Annotated in this window: 20 protein-coding genes; 8 read left to right on the top strand and 12 right to left on the bottom strand. The window is 62.2% G+C overall.

All coding sequences use genetic code 11. The features are described from left to right. The first annotated feature begins 433 nt into the window (after positions 1-433). The 5 genes from E5K02_RS07395 to E5K02_RS07375 all read left to right on the top strand — a co-directional run bounded on the left by E5K02_RS07395 (position 434) and on the right by E5K02_RS07375 (position 6,006). A complete protein-coding gene (locus E5K02_RS07395; protein ID WP_135393546.1) occupies positions 434-2,959 on the top strand; it encodes a type IA DNA topoisomerase in 2,526 nt (841 codons plus the stop codon). Between the two features lie 16 nt (positions 2,960-2,975). Next, complete coding sequence (locus tag E5K02_RS07390) at positions 2,976-3,884, top strand: DUF6438 domain-containing protein (protein ID WP_135393545.1); 909 nt, start codon at positions 2,976-2,978, stop codon at positions 3,882-3,884. Between the two features lie 6 nt (positions 3,885-3,890). After that, positions 3,891-4,214, top strand: a complete 324-nt coding sequence (locus tag E5K02_RS07385; RefSeq protein ID WP_135393543.1) for a hypothetical protein — start codon at positions 3,891-3,893, stop codon at positions 4,212-4,214. Between the two features lie 10 nt (positions 4,215-4,224). Then, complete coding sequence (locus tag E5K02_RS07380; protein ID WP_240737185.1) at positions 4,225-5,676, top strand: glycoside hydrolase 5 family protein; 1,452 nt, start codon at positions 4,225-4,227, stop codon at positions 5,674-5,676. A 102-nt stretch (positions 5,677-5,778) separates the two neighbouring features. Then, positions 5,779-6,006: a DUF2905 domain-containing protein gene (locus tag E5K02_RS07375; protein ID WP_135393541.1), complete on the top strand. Its 228-nt coding sequence runs from the start codon at positions 5,779-5,781 to the stop codon at positions 6,004-6,006. Here E5K02_RS07375 and E5K02_RS07370 read toward each other — a convergent pair. Further along, a complete protein-coding gene (locus E5K02_RS07370; protein WP_135393539.1) occupies positions 5,978-7,462 on the bottom strand; it encodes an SDR family oxidoreductase in 1,485 nt (494 codons plus the stop codon). The genes E5K02_RS07375 and E5K02_RS07370 overlap by 29 nt on opposite strands. A gap of 128 nt (positions 7,463-7,590) precedes the next feature. Here E5K02_RS07370 and E5K02_RS07365 point away from each other — a divergent pair, with 128 nt between their 5' ends. Beyond that, a complete protein-coding gene (locus E5K02_RS07365; RefSeq protein WP_135393537.1) occupies positions 7,591-9,255 on the top strand; it encodes an ArnT family glycosyltransferase in 1,665 nt (554 codons plus the stop codon). A gap of 133 nt (positions 9,256-9,388) precedes the next feature. Here the strand turns inward: E5K02_RS07365 and lysA are convergent, their stop codons facing one another. Both lysA and E5K02_RS07355 read right to left on the bottom strand, forming a co-directional pair. Next, entirely contained in the window at positions 9,389-10,534 is a 1,146-nt protein-coding gene (gene lysA, locus E5K02_RS07360; protein ID WP_135393535.1) for a diaminopimelate decarboxylase, read from the bottom strand. A gap of 46 nt (positions 10,535-10,580) precedes the next feature. Beyond that, positions 10,581-11,915 (bottom strand): aspartate kinase, encoded by a 1,335-nt coding sequence (locus E5K02_RS07355; RefSeq protein ID WP_135393533.1) that lies wholly within the window; start codon positions 11,913-11,915, stop codon positions 10,581-10,583. Between the two features lie 2 nt (positions 11,916-11,917). On the opposite strand from E5K02_RS07355, the gene E5K02_RS07350 reads away from it, so the two are divergent. Beyond that, positions 11,918-12,301: a hypothetical protein gene (locus E5K02_RS07350; RefSeq protein WP_135393531.1), complete on the top strand. Its 384-nt coding sequence runs from the start codon at positions 11,918-11,920 to the stop codon at positions 12,299-12,301. A gap of 41 nt (positions 12,302-12,342) precedes the next feature. Here the strand turns inward: E5K02_RS07350 and E5K02_RS07345 are convergent, their stop codons facing one another. The 8 genes from E5K02_RS07345 to bioB all read right to left on the bottom strand — a co-directional run bounded on the left by E5K02_RS07345 (position 12,343) and on the right by bioB (position 20,387). After that, positions 12,343-12,960, bottom strand: a complete 618-nt coding sequence (locus tag E5K02_RS07345) for a hypothetical protein (protein WP_135393529.1) — start codon at positions 12,958-12,960, stop codon at positions 12,343-12,345. Positions 12,961-12,979: 19 nt separating this feature from the next. Next, positions 12,980-14,347: a M28 family metallopeptidase gene (locus E5K02_RS07340; protein WP_135393527.1), complete on the bottom strand. Its 1,368-nt coding sequence runs from the start codon at positions 14,345-14,347 to the stop codon at positions 12,980-12,982. A 106-nt stretch (positions 14,348-14,453) separates the two neighbouring features. Beyond that, positions 14,454-15,650, bottom strand: a complete 1,197-nt coding sequence (locus tag E5K02_RS07335; RefSeq protein ID WP_135393525.1) for a beta-ketoacyl synthase N-terminal-like domain-containing protein — start codon at positions 15,648-15,650, stop codon at positions 14,454-14,456. Further along, positions 15,643-16,968: an adenosylmethionine--8-amino-7-oxononanoate transaminase gene (bioA, locus tag E5K02_RS07330; RefSeq protein ID WP_135393523.1), complete on the bottom strand. Its 1,326-nt coding sequence runs from the start codon at positions 16,966-16,968 to the stop codon at positions 15,643-15,645. Before bioA ends, E5K02_RS07335 begins: the two co-directional genes overlap by 8 nt. Before the next feature lie 219 nt (positions 16,969-17,187). Then, positions 17,188-17,829: a dethiobiotin synthase gene (bioD, locus tag E5K02_RS07325; RefSeq protein WP_135393521.1), complete on the bottom strand. Its 642-nt coding sequence runs from the start codon at positions 17,827-17,829 to the stop codon at positions 17,188-17,190. Between the two features lie 49 nt (positions 17,830-17,878). Beyond that, the gene (locus E5K02_RS07320) at positions 17,879-19,066 is read right to left on the bottom strand and encodes an aminotransferase class I/II-fold pyridoxal phosphate-dependent enzyme (RefSeq protein ID WP_240737183.1); all 1,188 of its coding nucleotides are present in this window, start codon (positions 19,064-19,066) and stop codon (positions 17,879-17,881) included. Next, the gene (locus E5K02_RS07315) at positions 19,056-19,319 is read right to left on the bottom strand and encodes a hypothetical protein (protein WP_135393517.1); all 264 of its coding nucleotides are present in this window, start codon (positions 19,317-19,319) and stop codon (positions 19,056-19,058) included. The genes E5K02_RS07320 and E5K02_RS07315 overlap by 11 nt, the downstream gene beginning before the upstream one ends. 72 nt (positions 19,320-19,391) lie before the next feature. Then, positions 19,392-20,387 carry a biotin synthase BioB gene (gene bioB, locus E5K02_RS07310; protein ID WP_135393515.1) on the bottom strand — a complete coding sequence of 332 codons (996 nt, stop codon included), beginning with the start codon at positions 20,385-20,387 and terminating at the stop codon, positions 19,392-19,394. 335 nt (positions 20,388-20,722) lie between these two features. Between bioB and E5K02_RS07305 the strand changes: the two genes are divergently transcribed. Continuing rightward, the gene (locus E5K02_RS07305; protein ID WP_135393514.1) at positions 20,723-23,536 is read left to right on the top strand and encodes a TonB-dependent receptor; all 2,814 of its coding nucleotides are present in this window, start codon (positions 20,723-20,725) and stop codon (positions 23,534-23,536) included. A 104-nt stretch (positions 23,537-23,640) separates the two neighbouring features. On the opposite strand, the gene E5K02_RS07300 is transcribed toward E5K02_RS07305, so the two are convergent. Then, a complete protein-coding gene (locus E5K02_RS07300; protein WP_135393512.1) occupies positions 23,641-23,889 on the bottom strand; it encodes a Kazal-type serine protease inhibitor family protein in 249 nt (82 codons plus the stop codon). Between the last annotated feature and the right edge of the window lie 6 nt (positions 23,890-23,895).

The raw sequence follows: 23,895 nt of genomic DNA, 5'->3' as shown, positions 1-23,895 counted from the left end.
TGGAACAGGCCGCCGGAAGGCCCAGCGGCTGAAGAGCTACCGGAATAACTCCGAGGTAATGACTGAGGCAAACGTATGATATAGTACTTTGTAAAGCAAGGTACTATAGTATTTATTTTTATCTATGTTTTTGGCTTAGCCGCTAAACTGTCAGAAAAAGGATGGTTGCTGTTGCTGAACCGTTGCCCCCGCAAGGGAAATTAGGCGGAAAGCTGGTCGGGCAGCAGGGGGGTAGCGGCGCCGGCCCTTGGTTGTAGCCTGTAGAGTAGTGCAGCAGTCAACGCGTTGGCTCCAACCGAGCGGGGCAGGCCAACTACAAAGTTTGCGCTATGGGCCCCAACCACGAAAACGACCTTTTCCCACCGTATCTTTGTTGATTCCTTGCCGGTCTACGATTGGCAAAATCTGTTTCAATCCGCGAGAATCTTCGATTTTGAAAGTTTGTATTGCCGAAAAGCCCAGCGTCGCCCGTGAAATTGCCCAGGTGCTGGGTGCCAGCCGCAAAATGGATGGCTACTTCGAGGGCAATGGCTACCAGGTCACCTGGACGTTCGGGCACTTCTGCCAATTGCGCGAACCCGAGGACTACCGCCCCGAGTGGAAGCGCTGGAGTATCCACGATTTGCCCATGGTGCCCGACAACTTCGGCATCAAGCTCATGCGCCGCGACGACGGGGTGGTGCGGCAGTTCAACGTCATTAAAAACCTGCTGGCCGGGGCCGAGGAAGTTATCAACTGCGGCGACGCGGGCCAGGAAGGGGAGGTAATTCAGCGCTGGGTGCTGATGGAAGCCAAGTACCGCAAGCCCTTTAAGCGCCTCTGGATTTCGTCGTTGACCGAGGACGCCATTCGCCAGGGCTTTGCCAACCTGCGCGACGGCTCGGAGTTCGACAACCTCTACCAGGCCGGCAAGAGCCGCGCCGCCGGCGACTGGCTGCTGGGCCTGAACGCCACCCGTTTGTTTACGCTCAAGTACGCCGCCGGGCAGAAGCAGGTGCTCAGCATCGGCCGGGTCCAAACGCCCACGCTGGCGTTGCTCGTAGACCGGTACCACGAAATTCAGAACTTCCGGCCCGAGCCCTACTGGGTGCTGCGCACCGAATACCGCGGCACCATGTTCAGCCACGTGGCCCTGGTGAAAAAGGGTAAGGACGACGACGAGCCCGACGAGAAGGCCCGCCTCAAGGCCCGGGGCTACTTTGTGAGTCAGGAAGAGGCCGATGCCGCCATGGCCGCCGTGAAGGACGCGCCCCTGACCGTGACGGGCGTGGAAATCAAAAAGGCGCTGGAGTCGCCGCCCTCGTTGTTTGATTTGACCTCCTTGCAGGTGCAGTGCAACAACCAGCTGGGCCTCTCCGCCGACGACACGCTCAAGACCGTGCAGGCTTTGTACGAAAAGAAAGTGGTGAGCTACCCCCGCGTCGATACTACCTTCCTGCCCGACGATCAGTACCCCAAAATTGCCGGTATCATGCAGGGGCTGGGGGCCTACCATAGCCTGACGCAGCCGCTGCTGGCCGCCAAAATCAAGAAGAGTACCAAGGTTTTTAACAACAACAAGGTTACCGACCACCACGCTATTATTCCTACCGGCGCCACGGCCGGCGGCCTGGGTGGCTACGAGCAGAGCGTCTACGACATCATCGTGCGCCGCTTTCTGGCCGCGTTTTACCCCGACTGCGAAGTCTCGAACACGACTGTCACGGCCGAGGCGGCGGCGCATCCGTTCCGGGTCCGGGGCCGGCAGATCCTGAATCCCGGCTGGCGCATCGTGTATGGCGACCCGACCCAGCAGCAAGCCCCCAGCACGGCCAAGCCCGGCGAGGGCGACGACGACATGGTCAACACCGTGCTGCCCTCGTTCGAGAAGGGCGAAAGTGGCCCCCATAAGCCCCGCCTCGACCAGAAGCAGACCCAGCCCCCGCGCGACTACACCGAGGCCATGCTGCTGCGCGGTATGGAAACGGCCGGCCGCAACGTGGACGACGACGAGCTACGCCAGGCCATGAAGGAAAACGGCATCGGCCGGCCCAGTACCCGCGCCGCCATCATCGAAACCCTGTTCAAGCGCGGCTACATCCGGCGCGACAAAAAGAAAATCGTGCCCACGTCTACCGGCGTTGAGCTCATCGGCCTGATTCGTAACCCTACGCTGAAGTCGGCCGAGCTGACGGGGCAGTGGGAGCGGAAGCTGCGCCAGATTGAGAGCGGCAACCTCGACTCGGGCCTGTTCCTGGACGAGCTCAAGATGCTGGTGCGCGAAATGGTGCAGGAAGTCAAGCAGGACGGCTCCCGCCGCTCCATTACGGTGGCCGGAGCCGGCATTTCGGCCGCTACGCCCGCGGCCGTGCTGCCCATTAAGCCCGCCGCGGCCACGCCCGCTATTCCCGGTAGCCTGGGCGCGTGCCCGGCCTGCAAATCGGGCCATATTCTGAAGGGCAAAACGGCTTTTGGCTGCTCCCGCTTCCGCGAGAATTGCCAGTTCCGGTTGCCGGCGCAGTTTGAAGGGAAGAACCTGACCGACAAGCAGGTTTCGGCCTTGCTCACCAAGGGCCGTACCCCGGTTATCAAGGGCTACGTGGACGAGATGGGCCAGAAGTTTGACGCGGCCGTGCGCCTCACGCCCCAGCACGGGCTGGAACTGGTGCGGGCCGCCGAGAGCAAGCCCACCACGCCCGTGGACCCCGGCGTTATTCCCTGCCCGGTGTGCAAGCTCGGCACCATGCTGCGCGGCAAGGCCGCCTGGGGCTGCTCCCGCTTCCGCGAAGACTGCCAGTTCCGGGCCCCCTTCGAGTGGGGCGGCAAAACTCTGACCGAAAGCCAGATGAACCAGCTCCTGCGCAAGGGTAAAACCGGCGTCATCCGCGGGTTTGTGTCCACCAAGACCGGTAACCGCTACGAGGCTGCTTTGCAGGTGAATGGGGAAGGACGGATTGAGCCCGTGTTTGATAAGGGATGATATGGCGGTTGACAGAATGAAATCAGTCTGGGTACTCCTAATTTTACTAGTAACACGGGTTGCCGGCGCCCAATCAGCAGCGTTTTCGACAATTGATACAATCAATGATGCTCGGGGTGTTCTTAGTCTGATTCAATCGTTGGATAAGGCAGGAAAGTATAAGTATTTGACTGTGTCAGATACACTGTCGATAAACAATAAATACTGTAAGTGCGAAGCCCAAAAAAAGCGGGTTGCTCCTTGGGTAAAAGCAGATTTCGATAAAAATGGATACACCGATCTATTGGCAATCGGTGATGAGCATCGTCAGGTATTGCTCCTTATTATGGCTTACTCTGGCAACGTGTTTTCGATTGATAGATTGAACTATGGTCATAAGTATTGTAGCCTGCCTGTTGTTAACTTGAAAAAGCAGTCTGTTTTAAAACTAACAACCTTCAGACGTGCTCCTGGTGGCAAACTTGGAAGTAGAAGAAAGTATTCACTCTCGTATAAGTTTGGTGGTTTTTTAGAGACGACCAATTTAACAAGTGGAAAAGAAATTCAGTCAGTCTCGCTTAAATATCATTTTGCTTATAAAGAAATTAAACAAATTGACATTACTGTATCATTAAATGGAACTGTTACTTATAAGGAGACGGGTGAAAAAGTCGAGGAATTAACGACATTGCTGCCTTCCGCTACTTACAATGAATTGGCCAAGCTGCTCAATTACATTGACTTTGTGCATCTGAAAAATAAGTATGGGCGAGATGAGAATCATCAGCCTTCCTATACTTTAAAGGTCACTTACTCAGATGGCGAGAAAGAAATCTATGACCAAGGTGGGGAAGGCTCGTTTGGCCTAGAGTTGGTTTATAAAAGGCTATTGGAACTCCGCAAAACTCAGCAATGGCAGCCCGTGTCACCGCCTTCCACTCGATAACACCCTATGCCCAAACGCCCGCCTAAACTTCAGCCTCAACCGCCACTCCCGCCGCCCCCGCCGGCATGGGGACTGTTCAAGGCGCGCTTTCTGGGCTACGTGGTCGGGCTGCTACCCATTTTCGGGATGCTGCTGCTGTTTCGCCGGGCCGGGCCGCAGTGGGTGGGGTTGCTGTTGAGCACGGCCGGGCTGTACTTCTCGATTCAGCTGCAGCAAGCGGCCCAGAAACGGTTTCCCTACAACTTCAAGAACCGGGAGGAATGGCTGGCTCTGGGCTTGTACTCGGCGCTGGTGCTGGCCGTGGTAGTGGCCGTGTCGTCCTGGCAGTAACAGCAAGGGTATGGCAATTCGTAAGGCCCGCAGTACGGAGCCGGACAGTCAGTTATCCGCGCCCTTGTTGCCCTGGGTGCAGGTGGCGCCCGAGGCTCCGTATTTCGTCACGGAGCACGGCCAGCCCTGGATACCCATCGGGCAGAACGACGCCGTAACCTGGCCGGATTTCGCCGGCCTGTTCCGGCGCCGGGATATGGCGGCCGTCGACCGGCACCTGGCCTGGCTGGCCGCCCACGGCGTGACCTGCCTGCGCTTTATGCTGGAGTACTGCCAAACCGAAAACCGCTACCTGGAGCGGCCCGCGGGCCATTTTCAGCCCAACATGGTCCGGTTCTGGGACGATTTGTTTGCCCTCTGCGAAAAGTACGGGTTGCGCCTGCTGCTCACGCCCTACGACACGTTCTGGATGTGGCGGCGCTGGGCGCAGCATCCCTACAACCAAGCGCTGGGCGGCCCGTGCCGGCGCCGGACGCAGTGGCTGCTGTGCCCAAAGATGCGACAGGCCATCAAAAACCGGCTGAGCTTTGCCACCGCGCGGTGGGGCGGGAGCGGGGCCCTGTTTGCCTGGGACCTGTGGAACGAGATTCATCCAGCCCACGCCGGCAACGATACGGTCATCTTCGCCGAGTTCATCCACGACATCAGCTGCCACCTGCGCCAGGAGGAGCTACGCCTACACGGGCGCAGTCACCCGCAGACCGTGTCCTTGTTCGGGCCGGTGCTGGGTCACCACCCCAGGGTAGCCGAGGTGATATTCCGCCACCCCGACCTGGATTTTGCCTCCACCCATTTCTACGACAAAGCCACCATCGACAACCCCCGGGATACGGTGGCCTCGGCTATCTGCACGGGGCGGCTGGTGCGCGAGGCCCTGACCCACCTAAGCCCAGAGCGGCCCTTTTTCGACTCCGAGCACGGCCCGATTCATGCCTTCAAAGACCGTAAGCGCACCCTGCCCGAGCCCTTCGACGACGAGTACTTCCGGCACATGCAGTGGGCTCACCTGGCTTCCGGCGGCACGGGCGGCGGGTTGCGCTGGCCCAACCGCCACCCCCACGTACTGACCCACGGCATGCGGGCAGCCCAGCGCAGTTTGGCCGATTTCACCACGCTTATCGACTGGAGCCGGTTTCGGCGGCGCAACCTGAACGCGGAAATCCAAGTGTCGCCGCTGGCCTTCGCGGGCTTTGCCTGCGGCGACGGGGCGCAGGCCGTGGTGTGGCTGCTGCGCCAAGACCAGCGCGACGGGCAGCGGCTGGTGCGCAAAACCGCGCCGGCTCTGCCAGTGCAAGTAGTCGTGCCGGGCTTGGCGGCGGGGCCTTACGTCGTGACGCTCTGGGACACGGCCCGCGGCCAATCCCCGGGGCAACTAGCTCTGACTGCCAATGCTGCCGGGCAATTACGGATTGAGCTGCCGGCGCTGGTTACCGACATTGCCCTGGCTATTACACCTGCCTGAAGCCGCGCCGGGGAATTGGAAGTTTTTCAGGCGCCGTACGCGTTGCTGCCGTATACTCTGGCTTTCAAAAGTTGCTTTCGGTTCACCTTGCCTTTGTTTTCCATGTCGCCGCAGCTTGGTAAGTTATTCGTTTTGTTGGGGTTGGGTCTTGTGCTGGTCGGCGGAGTTCTGTGGCTGGGCGGGGGCAGCTGGTTCAGCTGGTTTGGCCGCCTGCCCGGCGACATCCGCATCGAGCGGCCCGGCTTTCGTTTCTACGCCCCGCTGGTGTCGATGCTGCTGCTGAGCGTTTTGCTTAGCCTGCTTATGTGGCTGGTACGGCGGCTGAGCTAGCCCCAGTTGGGTGGTACTGCACGATATTCTCAATCATGCCCTTGAAAATGACGAAGTGGAAGGGTACCAGTGAATACCAGTACAGGCGGCCGGCCAGGCCCGCGGGCCGGAAAGCGGCCAGCTGCTCCAGCGTGTGCGAGCCATCGGCATTGTCGAGGATGCGGAACTGCAGCCAGGCTTCGCCAGGGAGCTTCATTTCGGCGTAGAGCAGCAGGCGGCGCGTGGGACGGTCGGCCACGAGCACCCGCCAGAAGTCGAGCGGGTCGCCGGGCCGCAGGCGGGTAGGCGAGCGGCGGCCCCGGCGCAGGCCTACGCCGCCCACGGCCTTGTCCATCAACCCCCGGATGCGCCAGAGCCAGTCGACTTTGTACCAGCCACGCTGCCCGCCGATACTCCAGATATTCTGCAATACCTCCTCCGGGGGGCGGGTAAAGCGCAGCGTTTGGCGGTCGGTGAGCATGCCGTGCTGCGGAATCTGCACGAAGTCCATGTAGTTTTTCTCGACCACCCCGCTGCTCACCGCGTCACTCCAGCTGCTGATTACTTCGTTCTGCTCGATGCGGGTGAAAGCCAGGGCCAGGGCCTCGCGGTAGCTCATGCAGTGGTGGGGCAGCACCTGGGTGATGCTGCGCTTGAGCGAGACGATGGTGTCGTTGCGCAGGCTTTCCACCAGGCTTTGCGCTAGGGAAAAAGTAGTGCGCGTAACCAGAAACAGCCACCACGACGACAGCCGCGGCGTGAGCACCGGGATGGTGAAAATGTAGCGCCGGTAGCCCCGCTCGGCCGCCAGGCCCTCCAGCATCTGCTTATAGGTCAGCACGTCGGGGCCGCCAATGTCGAAGGTTTCGCCCAGGCAGTCGGGGTGGTCGAGTACGGCCAGCAGGTAGTGCATCACGTCGCGCACGCCAATGGGCTGGCAGCGGGAGTTGAGCCAGCGCGGGGTCACCATGACGGGCAGCTTCTCAACCAAATCCCGGATAATCTCGAAGGAGGCCGAGCCCGAGCCGATGATAATGCTGGCCCGCAGCACCGTAACGGCCGCGTGGTGGGCCTTGCCCAACACTTTCTCCACGGCCTTGCGGGAGCGAAGATGGGCCGACAAGTTCCGGTCGTTGGCAATACCGCTGAGGTAAATAACCTGGCGGGCCGAAGTCTGGTCGAGGTAGTCGGTGAAGTGGCGGGCCGAGAGCTGCTCGGCGCGGAAGAAATTGTGGTCGTTTCCACTCATGGAGTGCACCAGGTAATAGGCCGCGTCGATGTCGCGGGGCAGACTTTGCAGGCTTTCGGGCTGCAGCAAATCCCCGGCGCATACGGTTACCTTGGCCAGCAGCCACTCGGGCAGCTCGAAGCGGCGCGGGTCGCGCACCAGGCACACCACCTCGTGGCCGGCCTCGACCAGCAGGGGCAACAGACGGCGGCCAATGTAGCCGTTGGCACCAGTGAGCAGGATTTTCATAGCGGGCAGGAGAGGAGCTGAGTGGACGGGTAGTAGTACAACCTTCGCCGTCGGGTTTAGTTAACGATAGTCACCGCGGGCGTTTCTGGCTACCTTCGCGGCTCTTTGTCCTACTTCTGTTGTTGCATATGCCCACTTCGTTTTCTTCCCGCACCTGGCTCTGGTTGTTTGTGCTGGTCTTGGGGGCGGGGCTGCTGCTGGGCCTGGGCAGCTGGGGCGTGCTGGAAAGCAGCGAGGCCCGCTACGCGGAAATCAGCCGGGAAATGCTGGCCGATGGCGACTGGCTGCACCCGCGTCTGCTGGGCATTCAGCACTTTCACAAGCCCCCGGTAACCTACTGGCTGACGGCGGCCGGCGTAGCTCTGGCGGGCCCCACGGGTAGTGGGGTGCGGCTGCTGGCGGTGCTGGCCGTGCTACTGCAGGTGGTGCTGGTTTTTGGTCTGGGGCGGCTGCTGTTTGGCGGCAATGAGCGGCACGCCCTGGCCGCTGCGGTAGTCTACGGCACCTTCCCGGTCGTGCTGATTTCGGCCCTCAACGTAACTACCGATGCTTACCTGATGACACTGGAGCTGCTGGCGGCCTACGGCATGCTGCGCTACTTGCAGCTAGGCGGTTGGCGGTGGTTTTACCTGTTCTGGCTAGCCTTGGGGTTGGCCTTTCTGACCAAAGGCCCGGTAGGCGCCGTACTGCCGCTAATGGTGGTGGGCGGCTTTTACTTCCGCCAGCCCCAGCCCCGGCGGCCGTTTACGGTGCACCATTTGCTCGGCCCGGTGCTGCTGCTGGTAGTGGGCTTGAGCTGGTATCTGTTTCTGGTGGCCGAAAACAAGGAGTTTCTGGACTACTTTCTCTGGAAGCAGACGGCCGAGCGGTTTGCCAACGCCGACGCCTTTAAGCGGGCCAAGCCCTGGTGGTTTTACTTGGTATTGGTACCCGTCGGGAGCCTGCCGTGGGTAGTGGCCCTGCTCACGCAGCTGGCGCGCACGCGCTGGGCCACGGTGCCCCGGCAGTGGCGCAATGTGCTCATCTTCTGGGTGCTGGTGCCCCTGGTGTTCTTCTCCCTGGCCAAGTCCAAGCTGCTGCTCTACCTGCTGCCTATTTTTCCGGGGCTGGCTCTGCTGACTGTGTATTACCTGGGCCGGCTGACCGATGCCGTGCTCTACCGCTGGTACGTGGTCATGACCGGGGTGCTGGGGCTGCTCATGGCTGGGCTCTGCCTGCTGCCGGCTTTGTCGGGGGCCCTGGGTATCACGGTAGAAGTACACCCCCTGACGTCGTTGTGGCCCGCCGTGGGCATTGTGGCGCTGGTGCTGCAGCAGGCGCTCTGGAACCAGGTGCGGGTAGCACCGCGGCTGCTGGTGCTGACCGTCATTTTTACCCTCACACTGCTGCTCACGGCCAAGCCTATTCTGCACCAAAACCAGCTGGCCGCCAGCAGCACCCGACCCATTGCCGAGTGGCTGCGCATCAACCACCTCGACCAGCGCCTGGTGCTGGTCTACGACGAAATGCTGCCGTCCCTGTCCTTCGAGCTGAACCGCACGCTCATCACCCTGCAGCACGACAACGACGATATCAAGCGCGAAACCCAGTTTGAGGCCGATGCCCGCTGGCAACAGCTACTGGTCGATATGAACGACCCCGCTCAGCAGCAATACCTGAAAAGCCTGCTGGCCCAGCACCCCGTCCTGATTGTGAAAGGGGAGCTGGAAGATTTCTGGGGCTGGATGCTACCCTACTTTCCCCAGCAGCAGCGCCTGGGCCCCTGGACGATTTACTATGGCAGCTGGGAGTAAGAGGCGGGAAGAAACAAACCGCTGATAAAGTAGAACGTCCGGCTGAGCGGGACGAAGCATCTCCACCATTGCAGTAGAGATGTTTCGGCCCGCTCGGCCGGACGTTGCTGGTACTGGCTATGGGGTAGCGAACCTACCCTACGTACACTGCTTCGGCTTTTTCGCGCAGGTTGTAGTTCGACGCCATAACCTCGCCATAAGCTCCGGCCGAGCGAATCACGACTAGGTCGCCGCGGCGGGTTTCGGGCATGGCCACTTCGCGCCCGAAGGTGTCGGACGACTCGCAGATCGGGCCCACCACGTCGTAGAGCTGCTTGGAGCCCTGGCTGCTGAGGTTCTGAATCTGGTGGTAGCTGCCGTAGAGGGCCGGCCGGATCAGCTCGGTCATGCCCGCATCAAGAATAGCAAAGTTGGTTTGTTGGCTGCGCTTGACGTACAGCACTTTGCTGACCAGTGCCCCGCACTGGGCCACGATGGAGCGGCCCAGCTCGACGTGCACCTGCTGGCCGGGCCGGCGCACGAGGTGCTGCTCAAACATCTGAAAATAGGCCTCGAAGTCAGGAATGGCCTGGGTGTCGGGGTTGTGGTAGTCGATGCCCAGACCGCCGCCCACGTTGAGGTGGGGCAGGCGGTGGCCCCGGCCTTCCAGCCAGGTTTGCAGCTCATTCAGCTTGCGGCTCAGCTCCCCAAACACGCTCAGGTTGGTAATCTGGGAACCGATGTGGGCGTGCAGGCCCACCAGCTCCAGGTTGGGCAAGGCGCCGAGCTGGTCGATAACGCTGCCCAAGTCGTTCAGGCCAATGCCGAACTTATTGGCTTCCAGGCCCGTGGTGATGTAGTGGTGGGTGTGGGCGTCCACGTTGGGGTTGATGCGCAGCGCCACCCGGGCCCGGCGGCCCTGGGTTCCGGCCAGCTCGTTGAGCACGGCCAGTTCCTCCACCGACTCGGCATTGAAGCACCAGATGTCGGCGGCCAAAGCCAGGTTGATTTCCGCATCCGACTTGCCCACGCCGGCAAACACAATATCCTGGAGCGCAAAGCCCGTGTCGAGGGCGCGCTGCACCTCGGGGCCGCTCACGCAGTCGGCGCCCAGGCCGTGCTGCCGAATCCGCGCCAGAATCGGGGCATTAGCATTGGCTTTCAGGGCGTAGTGCACGTGAATGTCGCGCGGGCGGGCGGCCTGCTGCACCGCCGCAAGGGTGCGGTCCAGCAGAGCCAGGTCGTACAGGTAAAAGGGGGTCGGCCGGGACGTGGCCTCGGCCGGAAGAGAAAAACTCATGTACTAGGTACTATGTTAACGAGTGGAGAAGCAGGGCACTGCGGGGCTACTGAGCGACGGCCTTTTGCTGAAACAAGCCCTGGTTCAGCGCCTGCAGGGCGCGCACCTTGTTGCTGGTATGAATCAGGAGGCTGATGTTGTTGGGCGAGCCGCCGTAGGAAATCATGCGCAGCGGAATGTCTTTCAGGGCGTTGAAAACCAGCCAGGCCGAGCCATTGTTTTCCTGAATCAGGTTGCCCACCAGGCACACAATGGTTTGCTGCTCATCGACTTCCACCGAGCCAAAGCTGCGCAGCTCCTCCAGAATCTCCGGCAGGTGAGTCGCGTCGTCGATGGTGAGCGAGACGGCCACTTCCGAGGTGGTAATCATGTCGATGGGCGTGCGGTACCGCTCGAATACCTCGAACACGCTGCGCAAAAAGCCGTGGGCCAGCAGCATCCGGCTCGACTTAATCTTAATGGCCACCAGGCCGTCCTTAGCCGCGACGGCCTTGATGGCTTCGTCGCCGGTCTGGGTCGAAATCAGCGTGCCGGGTGCCTCGGGCTGCATCGTGTTGAGCAGGCGCACCGGGATGCCGTGCTTGGCCGCGGGCAGAATGGAGCTGGGGTGCAGAATCTTGGCCCCGAAATACGCCAGCTCGGCCGCCTCGTCAAACGACAGCTCCCGAATCGGGTAAGTGCCTTCCACCACCCGCGGGTCGTTGTTGTGCAGCCCGTCGATGTCGGTCCAGATCTGAATTTCCTCGGCGTGGGCCGCGGCCCCAATCAACGAGGCCGAGTAGTCGGAGCCCCCGCGCTTGAGGTTGTCGATGTCGCCGTTGGCGTTGCGGCAGATGTAGCCCTGGGTGATAAACAGCTGCTGCCCGGCGTGGGGGGCCAGTACTTGGGCCAGGTGCTCCTCGATGTAGTCGCCGTCGGGCTCGTCGTTTTTATCGAGGCGCATGAAGTCCAGGGCCGGCAGCAGCACGGCTTCCTCGCCCAGGATGCGGGTATAGTAGCGGTGAAACAGCAGGGTGCTCAGCAGCTCACCCTGGGCCAGAATTACCCGCTCGCCCGAAGCCGACAGCGGGTGGCGCGTCAGGCTGAAGATGGTTTTGAACGAAGTGTCGAGGTGGGAAATGGCTTCGTTGGCCACCTCCGGCTCGGGGAGCAGCTCCCGGGCGACAATCAGGTAGTGCTGGCGCAGAATCTCGGTCTGGTACGTCGCGGCCGTGGTTTCGCCGTCGTAGAGCAGCTTGGCAATGTTGACCAAGGCGTTGGTCGTGCCCGACATGGCCGACAGGACGACGATACGGGGCTCGGAGCCCTGAATAAGGGCCGGCAGCGCGCGCATGCGCTCGGCTGAGCCGACGGAGGTGCCGCCAAACTTGAGAACTTTCATCAGTGAAAACGTGGGTAAACCAAAAAATGAACGGGGCGGAGAGTAGTACGGAAAACAACAAACAAAAAGCGCCGGTCTGGGGAGGACCGGCGCTTGATGCTTATAAAGAAGGGAGCATGAAGAAGTGCGACGGTCAGGTCGAGAGCCGTTTGAAGCATTTCTTCAGCATCATGTTTTTAGCTGCCATCGGCTTAGCCACGGTAGTACGGCCGGCCGAAGCCACCGAAAATACCGAAGAAAAGCGGGTGCAGGAAATAGTCATGGGGCTGAGTCACCGCGCGAAGGCGGGGCAAGAGTTTGCGGCTGCAAGTAAGGACAGGATTTTTATATTATCGATACCAACAGGCGGAAATTTCTGCCCCAAAGCAAGCTGCCGCGTGCAATAGGCTAAAAAAACTTGGTACGAACGTCGGCCAATCTCTTTGGCTTACATGCTGTCATTATCGATTCTGTCAATCAACCAACGGCCGTCTTGGCCTTGCGACAACTCGAAGTTGAGGCCTTCCTGCCAGTTTTCGTGGCGGGGGCCGCGGGCTTGCACCTTGGCGTGGCCCGGCTGCTGCTGTACCACGGTGCAGGTGCCAACCTGCAACTCCGCAACCTTGGTGTCGGGCTCCTGGGAAAGCATCAGCAAATCGTAGTCAAAGCCGGCGGGCGGCCCGTCGTTTTGCGGGTGCAGGCGCAGCGTATCGGCGTAGCTGCGGAAATAGGCGCGCCAGCCGTTCAGGTAGGCTGCCGAAACGGTGCCGCTTTGCTGCACGGCCGTCAGCCACTCTTCCGTCCCGGGGAAGTTGACGGTATAGAACTTGGTGCTGTCCAGCCCGTCGTCGTTCAACACAAAGTTGCCCGGCAGGCTTTCCCCATTCCGCGCGTACCACTTGATAAACCGGCGCACCGTCTGGGCAGGGGCCGAGCTGGTATCCGGTTTGGTGCTGGCCGCCGGTGGTGGGGAGGCTTGAGGTGGTGCGGCTGTTTCCGGGGCGGAAGCGGGCCCGTTGCAGGCCGCTACCCCGGTCAGCAAGAGTGCGTAGGCAAGCTGTTTCATCACGAAGCAGTACGGGCTGCTAGCGGACCGGCTTGGGAATTACGGGCAGGCTCTCGTGGCCCTCGGCATCCACCGAGGCCACTCCGAAGATGTAGTTGTCCTTGCTGTGGGGCAGGTCAGCGGTGGTCGTCGTGACGGGGAAGCGCTGCTGCCACACCGGCGACGAGGTTTCACGCATCAGCACTACGTAGCCGGCCGGCTTTTCGCCCACCTTGGGCGCGTCCCATTTCAGCTGCGTGCGGTTGGTCAGGTTGGCCGTCAGTACGCCCAGGTTTTCGGGGGCGCCGGGGGCCAGGGCCAGGCTGGCCATGGTCGCCAGGTTCACGCCCGTGTTTTTGCGCAGATATGCGTAGTCGACAAACTCGGGCAGGTCGCCGTACTGGATGCCGTTTTCGGTGCGCAGGTCCTGGTGCTGGTGGTTGAAGTTCTCGTTTACTTCCGTGTAGCGCACCGCCGTAAAGCCCTGCTGGTTGAAGGGCGTATGGTCGCCGCCGCGCAGAAACCGGTCGGGGCGGTATTCCAGCAGCACCCCGAAGTCGCTGACGTACTGTTCGCAGGCCGTTTTGCTGTAGCGGGCCAGCTGCCGGCTGGGCGAGTCGTTTTCGCTGCTCAGGGTGCGGCGCAGCTTGGCTTCATCGGCCGTTTCAGTGGCCGGCACACCCTCACTGAAAATGCGGATGTGCTTGTTGTCGGATAGTTCCGGGTCGTAGCCTTTCGAGTTGCCCACGATGTCGTTGTTGAGCATGCCCACCAGGTTCCAGCCTTCTTTCTTGGCCCGCTTGGCCAGGTGGGTCGAGCCGTAGAGGCCCTGCTCTTCGCCCTGCACGGCCACGAAAATCAGGGTGCAGGGGTACTGCTTCTGCGACATGATGCGGGCCATTTCCATCACCAGGGCCACGCCCGAGGCATCATCGTTGGCGCCGGGCGCGTCGGCCGTGGCGTTCATCACGTCGGTCACGCGGGAGTCGAGGTGGCCGCTGACGATGAACACGCGGGTGTCCGCCGGGTCGGTGCCGGGCAGGGTGGCCATCACGTTGGCCATAATGACGGGCTTGTCGATGCGGCGGCCGTCGGGCTTCACCAGAAAGGTGTCCTGCTCCACTTTGAGGCGGCCCCCGCTGGCCTTGCTGTACTTGCGAAACTCACTTTCCACCCAGTTGCGGGCTGCCCCGATACCGCGCTTCTTACTCTTGGTGTCGCTCAGGGTGTGGCGGGTGCCAAACGATACCATCTTGCGGATATCCTCCTCCAGGTTTTTGGCCGAAACAGCTTCCACCATTTGCTTGATGGCCGGGTCGGGGGTTGGGGCGGAAGTAGGGGCAGTTTGGGCAAAAACAAAGGCCGGAGACAGGCTGGCCGAAAGCAGCAGCGCGAAACGTAGATTCATGGAGCGGAAGGGCAAGGAAAAAGCAGAACAGCGCGAAATAGTCACGGTGGAAATTCAGTACGAAAAGTACGGCTCCGCCATCTAAAAACGGACGTGGGCCGAAAACTTACACCACAGACACCACGGCACTGGCCGCGTTGCCTCCAAAGCCAGCGGCATTAATCAGCACCCGCCGGATCGGTCGGGTAGGGGCCGGGGTAAGGTCGGTGGGAAAAGGCGCCGGCGGCCAGGCTTGAGCAGTCAGCAGGTGGCAGGCGAAATCCAGGCTCAGGGCGGCCGAGGCGCCCAGCGTATGCCCGATGCGCCACTTGTTGGACACCAAATCGGGCAAGGTTTCCCCAAACACCGCGTGCAGGGCCCGCCGCTCGGAGGCGTCGCCGGCGGGGGTGCCGGGGCTGTGCAGTACCACGGCATCCACCGTTTCCGGGGCGGCGCCCGCCTGCCACAGGGCCTCGCGCATGGCGGTCTGGAAATGCTGCCCGTCGGCCGACAAGCCGGTTTTGCTGCCAATTGCCTCGAAGCCAAAGCCCACGCCCTCCAGGCAAAAGACAGGAGCGGCCGGCTGCTGGGCCCGCTCGGCATGCAGCGCCGCGCGGCTGATTTTTTCCAGGGCAAACACGGCGGCTCCTTCGCCCAGCACGAAGGTGGACGGCCGCCCCGCCCCCGGGCGGCAGGGAAAATCAGCGGCGGCGAAAGGGGAATAGATGCCCAACGCCTGCATCTGGGCCAGGGTAAAATCGGTGAGCGGGGCTTCGGTCCCACCGGCCAGAAACCGCTCGGCCATGCCCGCCCGCAGCCAGGCCACGGCATTGCCCAAGGCCTGAAACGCGCTGCTGCAGGTGCTGGAATGACTCAGGGCGGCCCCACCTGCCGTGCCGGCGTCGTAGGCTACCCAGCTGGCGACGTTGCCCAGCGTGGTAAGGGGCGAGGCCGCGGCCGGCACGGTGCCATCGGCCAAAAAATCCTCGTGAAACTGCTCCAGGCGGCCGGTGGCTCCGCGGGAGGAGCCTATGCTGACGCCCAGAGCCGGGGCGGGCTGGGGTAGCCAGCCCGCTGCCGCCGTTGCCTGCCGGGCCGCCAGCAGGGCCAGCAGCACCGTGCGGTCGAGCTGCCGGTAGCTAGCCGTTTGCTTGCGCAGGAGCTGTAGTGCTTGCTCCACCGCCTCGGGAATGCCACCGACGGCCAGGGTATGGGAGCCCAGGCTTCGGGACTGAAACGTGGCGGCGGCCCAGTCAAGGCCCACGGCGGCCACCCTGCCCCGACCCCGGATGATGATCAGTGAATCGGAAGCGGCGCTAATCATGCAGGATTTCGGGCAGGTTGGGAGCAGGCGTAAAGTCGAGCACCAGCTCGCGCATGCGGCGCAGCACCGTGTAGAGCAGGTCTAGCTCGGCGTTGGTAGTGCAATAGGGCGGCAGCAGATACACCACGTTGCCCAGGGGGCGCAGCACCACGTGGTGGTCGAGGGCCAGTTGGTAGAAGGCGTCGCGCAGGCGGCTGAAGTAGCTGGTGCCCTCCCCCGGGTCGTACTCCACGGCCAGAATCGTGCCCCGGTGCCGCACGGCCCGAATGCCGGCTTGGTCCTCTATTTCCTGCCGGAATGCGGCGTGGCGGTGCTCAATGCGGTGGCGCTGCTCGGCGCACTGCTCGGCCCGGGTCAGCTCCAGGCTGGCCAGCGCGGCGGCGCAGGCCACGGGGTTGGCCGTGTAGGAGTGGCCGTGAAACAAGGCGCGCATCTTGTCCTGACTCAGAAAGGCCTCGTACACCGGTGCGGCGCAGGTCGTCAGGCCCATGGCCAGGGTGCCGCCGGTGAGGCCCTTGGAGAAGCACATGATATCGGGCTGCTCGGTCAGCAGTTCGGAGGCAAACAGGGGCCCGGTCCGGCCAAAGCCGGTCATGACTTCATCCGCAATAGCAAGCACACCGTGTTGGTGGCAGCGCCGCAGCAGTTCACTCAGAATTTCGGGCTCGTACATCACCATGCCGGCCGTGCCCAGCACCAGGGGCTCGAAGATGAAGCCGGCCACGTCGGGGCGCCGCAGCAGGGCGTCGAGCTGAGCCAGGGTGGCGGCTTCACGGCCCGGTACGGGTACGTCGAGAAATTCGACGTTGAAGAGCAGGGGCCAAAAGGGCTGGGTGAAGGCGCCGCGGCTGCTCACGGCCATGGCCCCGAAGGTGTCGCCGTGGTAGGAGTCGCGGAAGCAGAGGAAGGTGCGGCGCTCGGGCTGGCCCTGGTTGTGAAAGTACTGCAGCACCATTTTCAGGGCTACTTCCACGGCCGTCGAGCCGTTGTCGGAGTAGAATACGCGGGCCTGGTTGGCCGGTAGCAGGGCCAGCAGCTCCTCGGCCAGCTCCACGGCCGCGGGGTGGGTGAAACCAGCAAACAGCACGTGCTCCAGGGTCCGGAGCTGCTCGCTCACGCGGGCCGCAATGTGAGGATGACTGTGGCCGTGCAGGTTCACCCACCACGAGGAAATTCCGTCGAGGTAGCGGGTGCCGTCTTCCGCCTCCAGCCAGCTGCCGTCGCCCCGTACAATGGGGATGGGCAGCGGCGCGGTTTGCATCTGCGTGTAAGGGTGCCACAACACGGCGTGGTCACGCTCGGCCAGGGAAGAACTCATAGGAACAAGAAAGTGGGACAGGCGGGCAAAGGTAAGGGGGTAACCAATGGCAGAAGCCGCTGTTTGTGCGAAGCGCAAAGCAACCCGTCCTGAAAAAGGTGGCCGGTGCTCTTTCGTGGGCGGCTTCTAATAAAGCCTTTCTGGGCAAAGAATGGGCGGCACTTCGCTGAGGACGGATGGCCCGTGCTGGCCTCATGCGCAGTCATGCCCGCCAAAATCCTAGTAGCCGAACCAGGTGCGAAAGTCGGGGGCGTAGCCTGTCACGGTTGCCGCCGAAACCTCGGTTTCGGGCCGCAGGCGGGGTAGCACCGGCACGCCGGTATGCTGGGTGATGAAGTCTTCGGTGGCTGGGTTCGGGTCGCCGTTGAACACGAGTCCGCGCACCGGCAATCCGCGCTGCTGCAAGGCTTCGAGGGTGAGCAGGGTGTGGTTGATGCTGCCCAGATAATGGCGCGAAACGACGATGACCTCGAGCTGCAGCTGCTGAATAAGGTCGGCTACGAGCAGGCCCGGGGCCAGGGGCACCAGCAGGCCACCGGCGCCTTCCACCACCAGATGATTGTCGGTAGCGGGCAGCCGGAAGGCCGAGGCTTCAATGGTAATCTGCTCGGCGGCCGCCGCCTTGTGGGGCGAGGCCGGCAGGGCCAGCCGGTAGGCTTCGGGGTGAAACCGGGAGCGGGTGTTGCCGACCAGTTGCCGGACGGTAGCCGTGTCGGTGGTGGGCTCCAGGCCGGCCTGTACGGGTTTCCAGTAGTCGGCCTGCAGGGCTTCGGTGAGGATGGCTGCCACCAGGGTTTTACCTACGTCGGTGCCAATGCCGGTAACAAACAGCCGCTCGGGGCGGGAAAAAGAAGGACGCATAGGCTAGAAAGTACAGCTAACGGACGAAGTTGTTTACGACAGCTCTGGCCTAGCCCGAGCCTCTTTCCAAACGGCGTAGTGTAGCGGCCAAGGCATCTAGTTCGGCCTCCGTATTGTAGCTGTGCAGAATCAGGCGCAGCCGCTCGGTGCCGGCTGGCACCGTGGGCGCCACAATGGGGCGCAGGTCGAAGCCGGCCTGCTGCACAGCCGCGGCCACGGCCCGCACTTTCCGCGGACTCGGCTCGGTGAAAAACAGCGGGTGAATGACATGACTCCCGGGGCCTACCTGTACGCCGGGCACCGCCGCCAGCTTGCTTTGCAGCTGGTCGGAGAGCCGGAATAGCTGTTCGCGCTCGGCATGCAGGGCGGGCAGCAGCGCATAGGCGGCCGTAAGCGCCACGATGGAAAGCGGGGCCAGCGCCGTGGTAAACATGAAAGGCCGGCTGGTATTGAGCAGAAAGTCGCGCAGCACGGCCGGGCCCACTACGGCGGCGCCTTGGCTGCCCAGGGCTTTGCCGAAGGTAACAACGCGGGCAAACACCTCGGTTTGCAGCCCCAAGGCCACGACCAGCCCTTCCCCGTGGGGACCGTAGAGGCCGTTGGTATGGGCTTCATCCACGACCAGATGCAAGCCCCGCGCCCGGCAAAAAGCGGCTAATTCTGGTAGCGGGGCCTGGTCGCCATCCATGGAGTACAACGCCTCGACGGCCACAAAAACCTCTCCTGTGGCGCGGCTCAGGCGCTTTTCCAGATCGGCCAGGTCGTTGTGCCGAAAGCTGTAGGCCGTGGCAAAGCTGCTGCGGATGCCGTCCTTCACCGAGGCATGACTGGCCGCGTCGTAGAGAATCGTGTCGCCGCGGCGGGGTACGGCGCCGAAAAAACCCAGGTTGGCCACGTAGCCCGAGTTAAACAGCAGGGCCGCTTCGGCGTGGTGAAACGTAGCCAAGTGCGTTTCCAGGGCTTCGGTGGCCGCCGAGTTGCCGGTCAGAAGGCGGGAGCCGGTGCTTCCGACCAGCAGCCCGGAGTCGGTTTGCAGCGCCTGAACCACCGCCTGGTGCAGGGCCCCGGAGCGGGCCAGCCCCAGATAATCGTTGGAGCTGAAGTCCACAGCGCCGGGCGCTGGCAGGCTGAGTCGGCGCCGGGTGCCCTCGGCATCACGCTGCACAAGCTGCTGGGTGAGGCGGTCGAGCAGGGGCGAGGAACCCACGGGTGGCACCGCCGCGGGGCTAGACCTCAAAGCGGTTGGCCGACAGCCACACCGTGCCATCCTGGCCGAAGGTGCGGGCCGTAATGACAACCCACTCGAAGTCAACTTCCACCCGGTCGCCCACGGCGGGCAGCACCCCGTGGCGCTGCACCACCAGGTTCACGGCCGAGCCGATTTGGTCTTCCAGCTCGGAAATCAATTCGTGGGCCGCGTGCGAGCCGTGCTGCTCGCGCAGGGCTTCGGCGTAGGCGTGGTCCAGGTTCAGATCAAATTGGATATTCATCAGTAACGGGCAACAGGAGGTAAAACAAAAGCCCCGAACCGAGCGGCTCAGGGCTTTCTGCAAGAGTCGTATTTATGCCAGTTGCTTGCCCAGTACGGTGGCTCCTTCGGGCACGTCTTTGAAAGCCTTGCGGGGCTTGAGGCCCAGCAGGTCAAACATCTGGCGGTCGGCGTCGAAGTCGGGGTTAGGCGTGGTCAGCAGCTTTTCACCCGAGAAGATGGAGTTGGCACCGGCCAAAAAGCAGAGGGCCTGCTCACTGACGGGCATTTCCTGGCGACCGGCCGAGAGGCGGACCATGGTCTGGGGCATCAGAATGCGGGCCGTGCCAATCATGCGCAGCATTTCCCACACGCTCACGCGGGGCTGGTCGGCCAGCGGGGTGCCTTCTACCGGTACCAGCGCATTCACCGGCACGCTTTCGGGGTGGGCGGGCAGAGTCGCCAGGGTGTGGAGCATGGCAATGCGGTCCTCGTCGGTTTCGCCCAGGCCAATGATGCCGCCCGAGCACACCGAAATACCGGCCTTGCGCACGTGCTCCAGCGTGTTGAGCCGGTCGTCGTAGGTGCGGGTCGTAATGATTTCGGAGTAGTGCTCGGCGCTGGTGTCCAGGTTGTGGTTGTAGGCGTAGAGGCCCGCCTGTTTCAGGCGCTCGGCCTGGTACTCATTGAGCATGCCCAGGGTGCAGCACACTTCCAGGCCCAGCTCATTGACCTGCTCTACCATGCCCAGTACCCGGTCGAAGTCGCGGTTGTCGCGGATTTCGCGCCAGGCGGCGCCCATGCAGAAGCGGGTCGAGCCCGAGTCTTTGGCACGCTGCGCGGCGGCAATAACTTCGGCGTCGGGCAGCAGTTTGTGGGCCTGCACGCCGGTGTGGTAGCGGGCCGCTTGGGGGCAGTAGGCGCAGTCTTCGGGGCAGCCGCCGGTTTTCACGCTCAGCAGGGTGCACACCTGCACTTCCCCCGTGGCCTGGTGCTGCTGGTGCACGGCCGCAGCCTGGGTTACGAGCTCCAGAACGGGCTGATAATAAATAGCTTTTACTTCGTCGAGAGTCCAGTCGGTACGGAGCATGCGCGGGGTGGTAGTCGGTTGGGAAGGGGAGATTTTTTCGTCAGTACAGCAGCCTGCCGGCTCGCTAATAACTGAGCTATGGGGTGCAAGTTACGCGAGAAGCCGATTATCTGTGTTGCTGCGGGTCGGGGGCCGGGTAAAAAGCCGCTCTGCCGCCAGCCCCTTGCGCCAGTCAAGCGGCCGGGCTTTGGCCTCCGTTGGAACTTGGGCTGATTTCGTTCAGCCAGCCAAACCCGTCGTTCAGCTAGCACTGGCCAGCTGTTAGCATAGGGAATGGCCTTTGGGCGGATTAGCCGCAGTAGGTTTGGGTTTCTGATCTAGTACTCCCTCACCGAATGCAACAAATTTATCCTGCTTTGCTTGCCGCAGCCCTGCTGCAGGCAGCTCCTCTGGCCGCAGCCCCAACCGGCGGCAACCCCCACGTAACGGCCAAAGCCAAAGCCGCCACCAAGCGCAAGCCCGTAAGCAACGCGCCCGACCCCACGGAAGCCTCCATTGGCGGCGTCATTCTTACCAATACCGGCGAACCGCTGCCCGGAGCTACCATTTTCATCAAAGGCACCTTCATTGGCACCAGCACCGACCAGCTCGGCAAGTTCAGCCTGAATGCTTCCTTCGACAATGGTCCGGTCGAAATCCTGGTGGCCTACGTGGGCTTCGAAAGTCAATTGGTGAAAGTCGCCAAGGCCGACAACCTGCTCAGCATCGTGCTGGCTCCCAGCGCCACGCTGCTGCTGAACGAAACCGTTGTATCGGCCTCGCGGGTGGAGGAGAACATCCTGCGCGCCCCGGTTACCATCGACAAGGTAACGGGCCGGCAGCTGGAGCGCCTCAGCACGCCGGAGGTGCTGGCCGGGCTGGGCCAGCTGCCGGGCGTGGACGTGAACTCGGCCTCGATGCTCTTTACCAGCGTCAGCACCCGGGGCTTCAACACGGCCAAGAGCGAGCGGGTCATCCAGCTGGTCGACTACATGGACACGGCCCTGCCGAGCCTGAATTTGAGCCCGGGCAACCTGGTGGGCATTCCCGAGCTGGACATGGAAAGCATCGAGCTGATTCACGGACCGGCCTCGGCCTTGTACGGGGCCAATGCCCTGAGCGGGGTGGTCTTGTTCAACAGCAAGGACCCGTTTGTCTACGAGGGCCTGAGCGTGCGTTTGCGCGGCGGGCAGCGCAACCTGCTGGACGGGCAGGTGCGCTATGCCCACAAGCTCGGCGACAAGTGGGCCCTCAAGCTCAACGCCAGTGCCTTCCAGGCCAACGACTGGATTGCCAACAACCGGGACGCGGCCAGCTTCTCGTCAAACCCGGCCGGCTCCCCGCTGGGCTACGATGCGGTGAGCAGCTACGGGGAAATCAGCAACCTGTTTTCGCCCTTCCAAAACCGGCCAGCTTCCGGTACTACGCCGGCCTACCGCGTACACCCCGAGCTCTACGGCAAGACGGTGCACATGCCCGGTTTTACGGAGCAGGAACTCATTGGCGACGACCAGAAAACGACTTCGTATCGGGTGCAGGGCGCTTTGTCTTACCTGATTAAGGATGATTTGAAGCTGACCCTGGAAGCCAAGCGCGGCGAGGGCACCTCGACCTACCAGAACCAGAGCCGTTTCCGTATTAAGGGCCTGGGCACGAATCAGTACCGGGCCGAACTGAAAAGCTCCAAGGGCTTTATCCGGGCGTATTCCACCGAAGACTTCACCGGCAACAGCTACGAGTTAACCCAGCTCAGCGCCCTGATTCAGAACTCGCCGACGACGGAAGGCGGCACGACGCGCTACAACCAGCTCTATTTCACTACCTTCAACCAGGCCTATACCCAGGCCCGGGAGGTAAATAAACTCAGCATTGCTGATGCTCAGGTAGCGGCGAAGGCTGCGGCCGATGCTGTTCATCTAAAGTCCTCGGATCCGCGCTTTTCGGAGCTGCGCAGCAAGATTGTGGCCGATGACCAGCCCGGCCGCGGGGCCCAGCAGAACTTCAACTCCTTCCTCAACGACATCAGCGCCCAGCGCAGCTTCCGCGTGTCGGATGCCGGCACCGACCTGATTCTGGGGGGTGCGTACCGCGAATACCGTCTGGGTTCGGGCGGCAAGCTGTTCTCGGATACCGACGGCAGCCGCATTCGCAACTACGAGTACGGCGCCTACGGACAGCTGACCCAGACCTTGCTGCAGGACCACCTGAAGCTGGCCCTGGCCGCTCGCGTCGACATGTTCAAAAACTTTGATCCGTCATTTTCGCCCCGTGCTTCGGCCGTGTATTCCTTTGGCACCGACAAGCAGCACAACTTCCGTGCTTCCTACGGGCAGGCCTTCCGCAGCCCTTCCCAAACCGACCAGTACCTGAACTCGGACGTGCGCACCTTCATTTTGCTGGGCAACCTGAATGGCTTCGAGGGGTATAGCTTCACCAACGCCGAAGGCAAATCGTACACGCCGGGCACGTCGCTGGCGGGCTACGAGCTGAGCCTGCACAAGCTGAAGCTGGAAAAGGCCAGCACTGTTGAAATCGGCTACAAAGGCGCCATCATCCCGAATGTGTACGTGGATGCCAGCTACTTCCGCTCGCGCTACAACGACTTCATTGGGGGCACGGCCTTCGTTGGCAACGTGGACGGCACCCGTCCTACCGCCGCCCAGGTAAATGCTGGTCTGGCTTCCAACTTCACCGACCCCAGCGCCTCGCCGGCCCGCATCATCTTCGCCGCGCACAACAACAGCCAGGAAGTACGCACCCAGGGCGCTACCATCGGGATTACGTACTACCTGCATAAAGCCCTGAATATTGGCGGCAACTACTCGCTCAACGTCCTGGACCGCAGCAACCTGCCCGCCAACTTCCGGACATACTTCAACACGCCCAAGCACAAGTACAACCTGAACGTGGGCGGCACGGTGCTGCACAATTTGAGCTACTCGGTGAATTACCGCTGGGTAGAAGGCCACGACCAGGAATTGCCCTTCGCCCGCGGCTACGTGCGCACCTACCGTTCGACCGATGCTTACCTGGGCTATACCGTGCCCAAGCTGGCTACCACGCTGCAGGCCGGGGTGTCGAACCTGTTCGACACGAACAACACCCAGATCATCGGTGGGCCGCAACTCGGCCGCCTGGCCTACCTGGGCGTGCTCGTGAATGTAAAGTAAGCTTCTGCAACCCGCGGGCCTCTACGGCCTGATGCCAAACGGCCCGACAGTTCTTCTGAACTGTCGGGCCGTTTTTTTGGGTACTGACGTTGGCTACGGGGGCCTTAGTACTCGCTGCCGCCACCACCGCAGGCACCGCGAGTGTAAGACGTTACGCCAGCTTTAGCGGCATAGCAGGCGTTGGAGTAGGTTACGCCGTTGGCACACACCGGGTCATACACGTCGAGACACTGGTAGTCGTCGCCTTTGGCGCTGGCGCTGGTTTGGGCGGTTGCGGAGGCCGGCGCGGCCGTTTCTTTAGAGCAGGAGGTTCCAGCAACTAAAAGCAAGGCGAAAACAGCTAATTTTTTCATAATAAG

Source organism: Hymenobacter metallicola (genome assembly GCF_004745645.1).
In the GTDB taxonomy this organism is placed as follows: Bacteria; Bacteroidota; Bacteroidia; order Cytophagales; family Hymenobacteraceae; genus Hymenobacter; species Hymenobacter metallicola.
The sequence above is the reverse complement of the archived record's forward strand: the minus strand, read 5'-3'. Positions and strand labels throughout refer to the sequence as shown.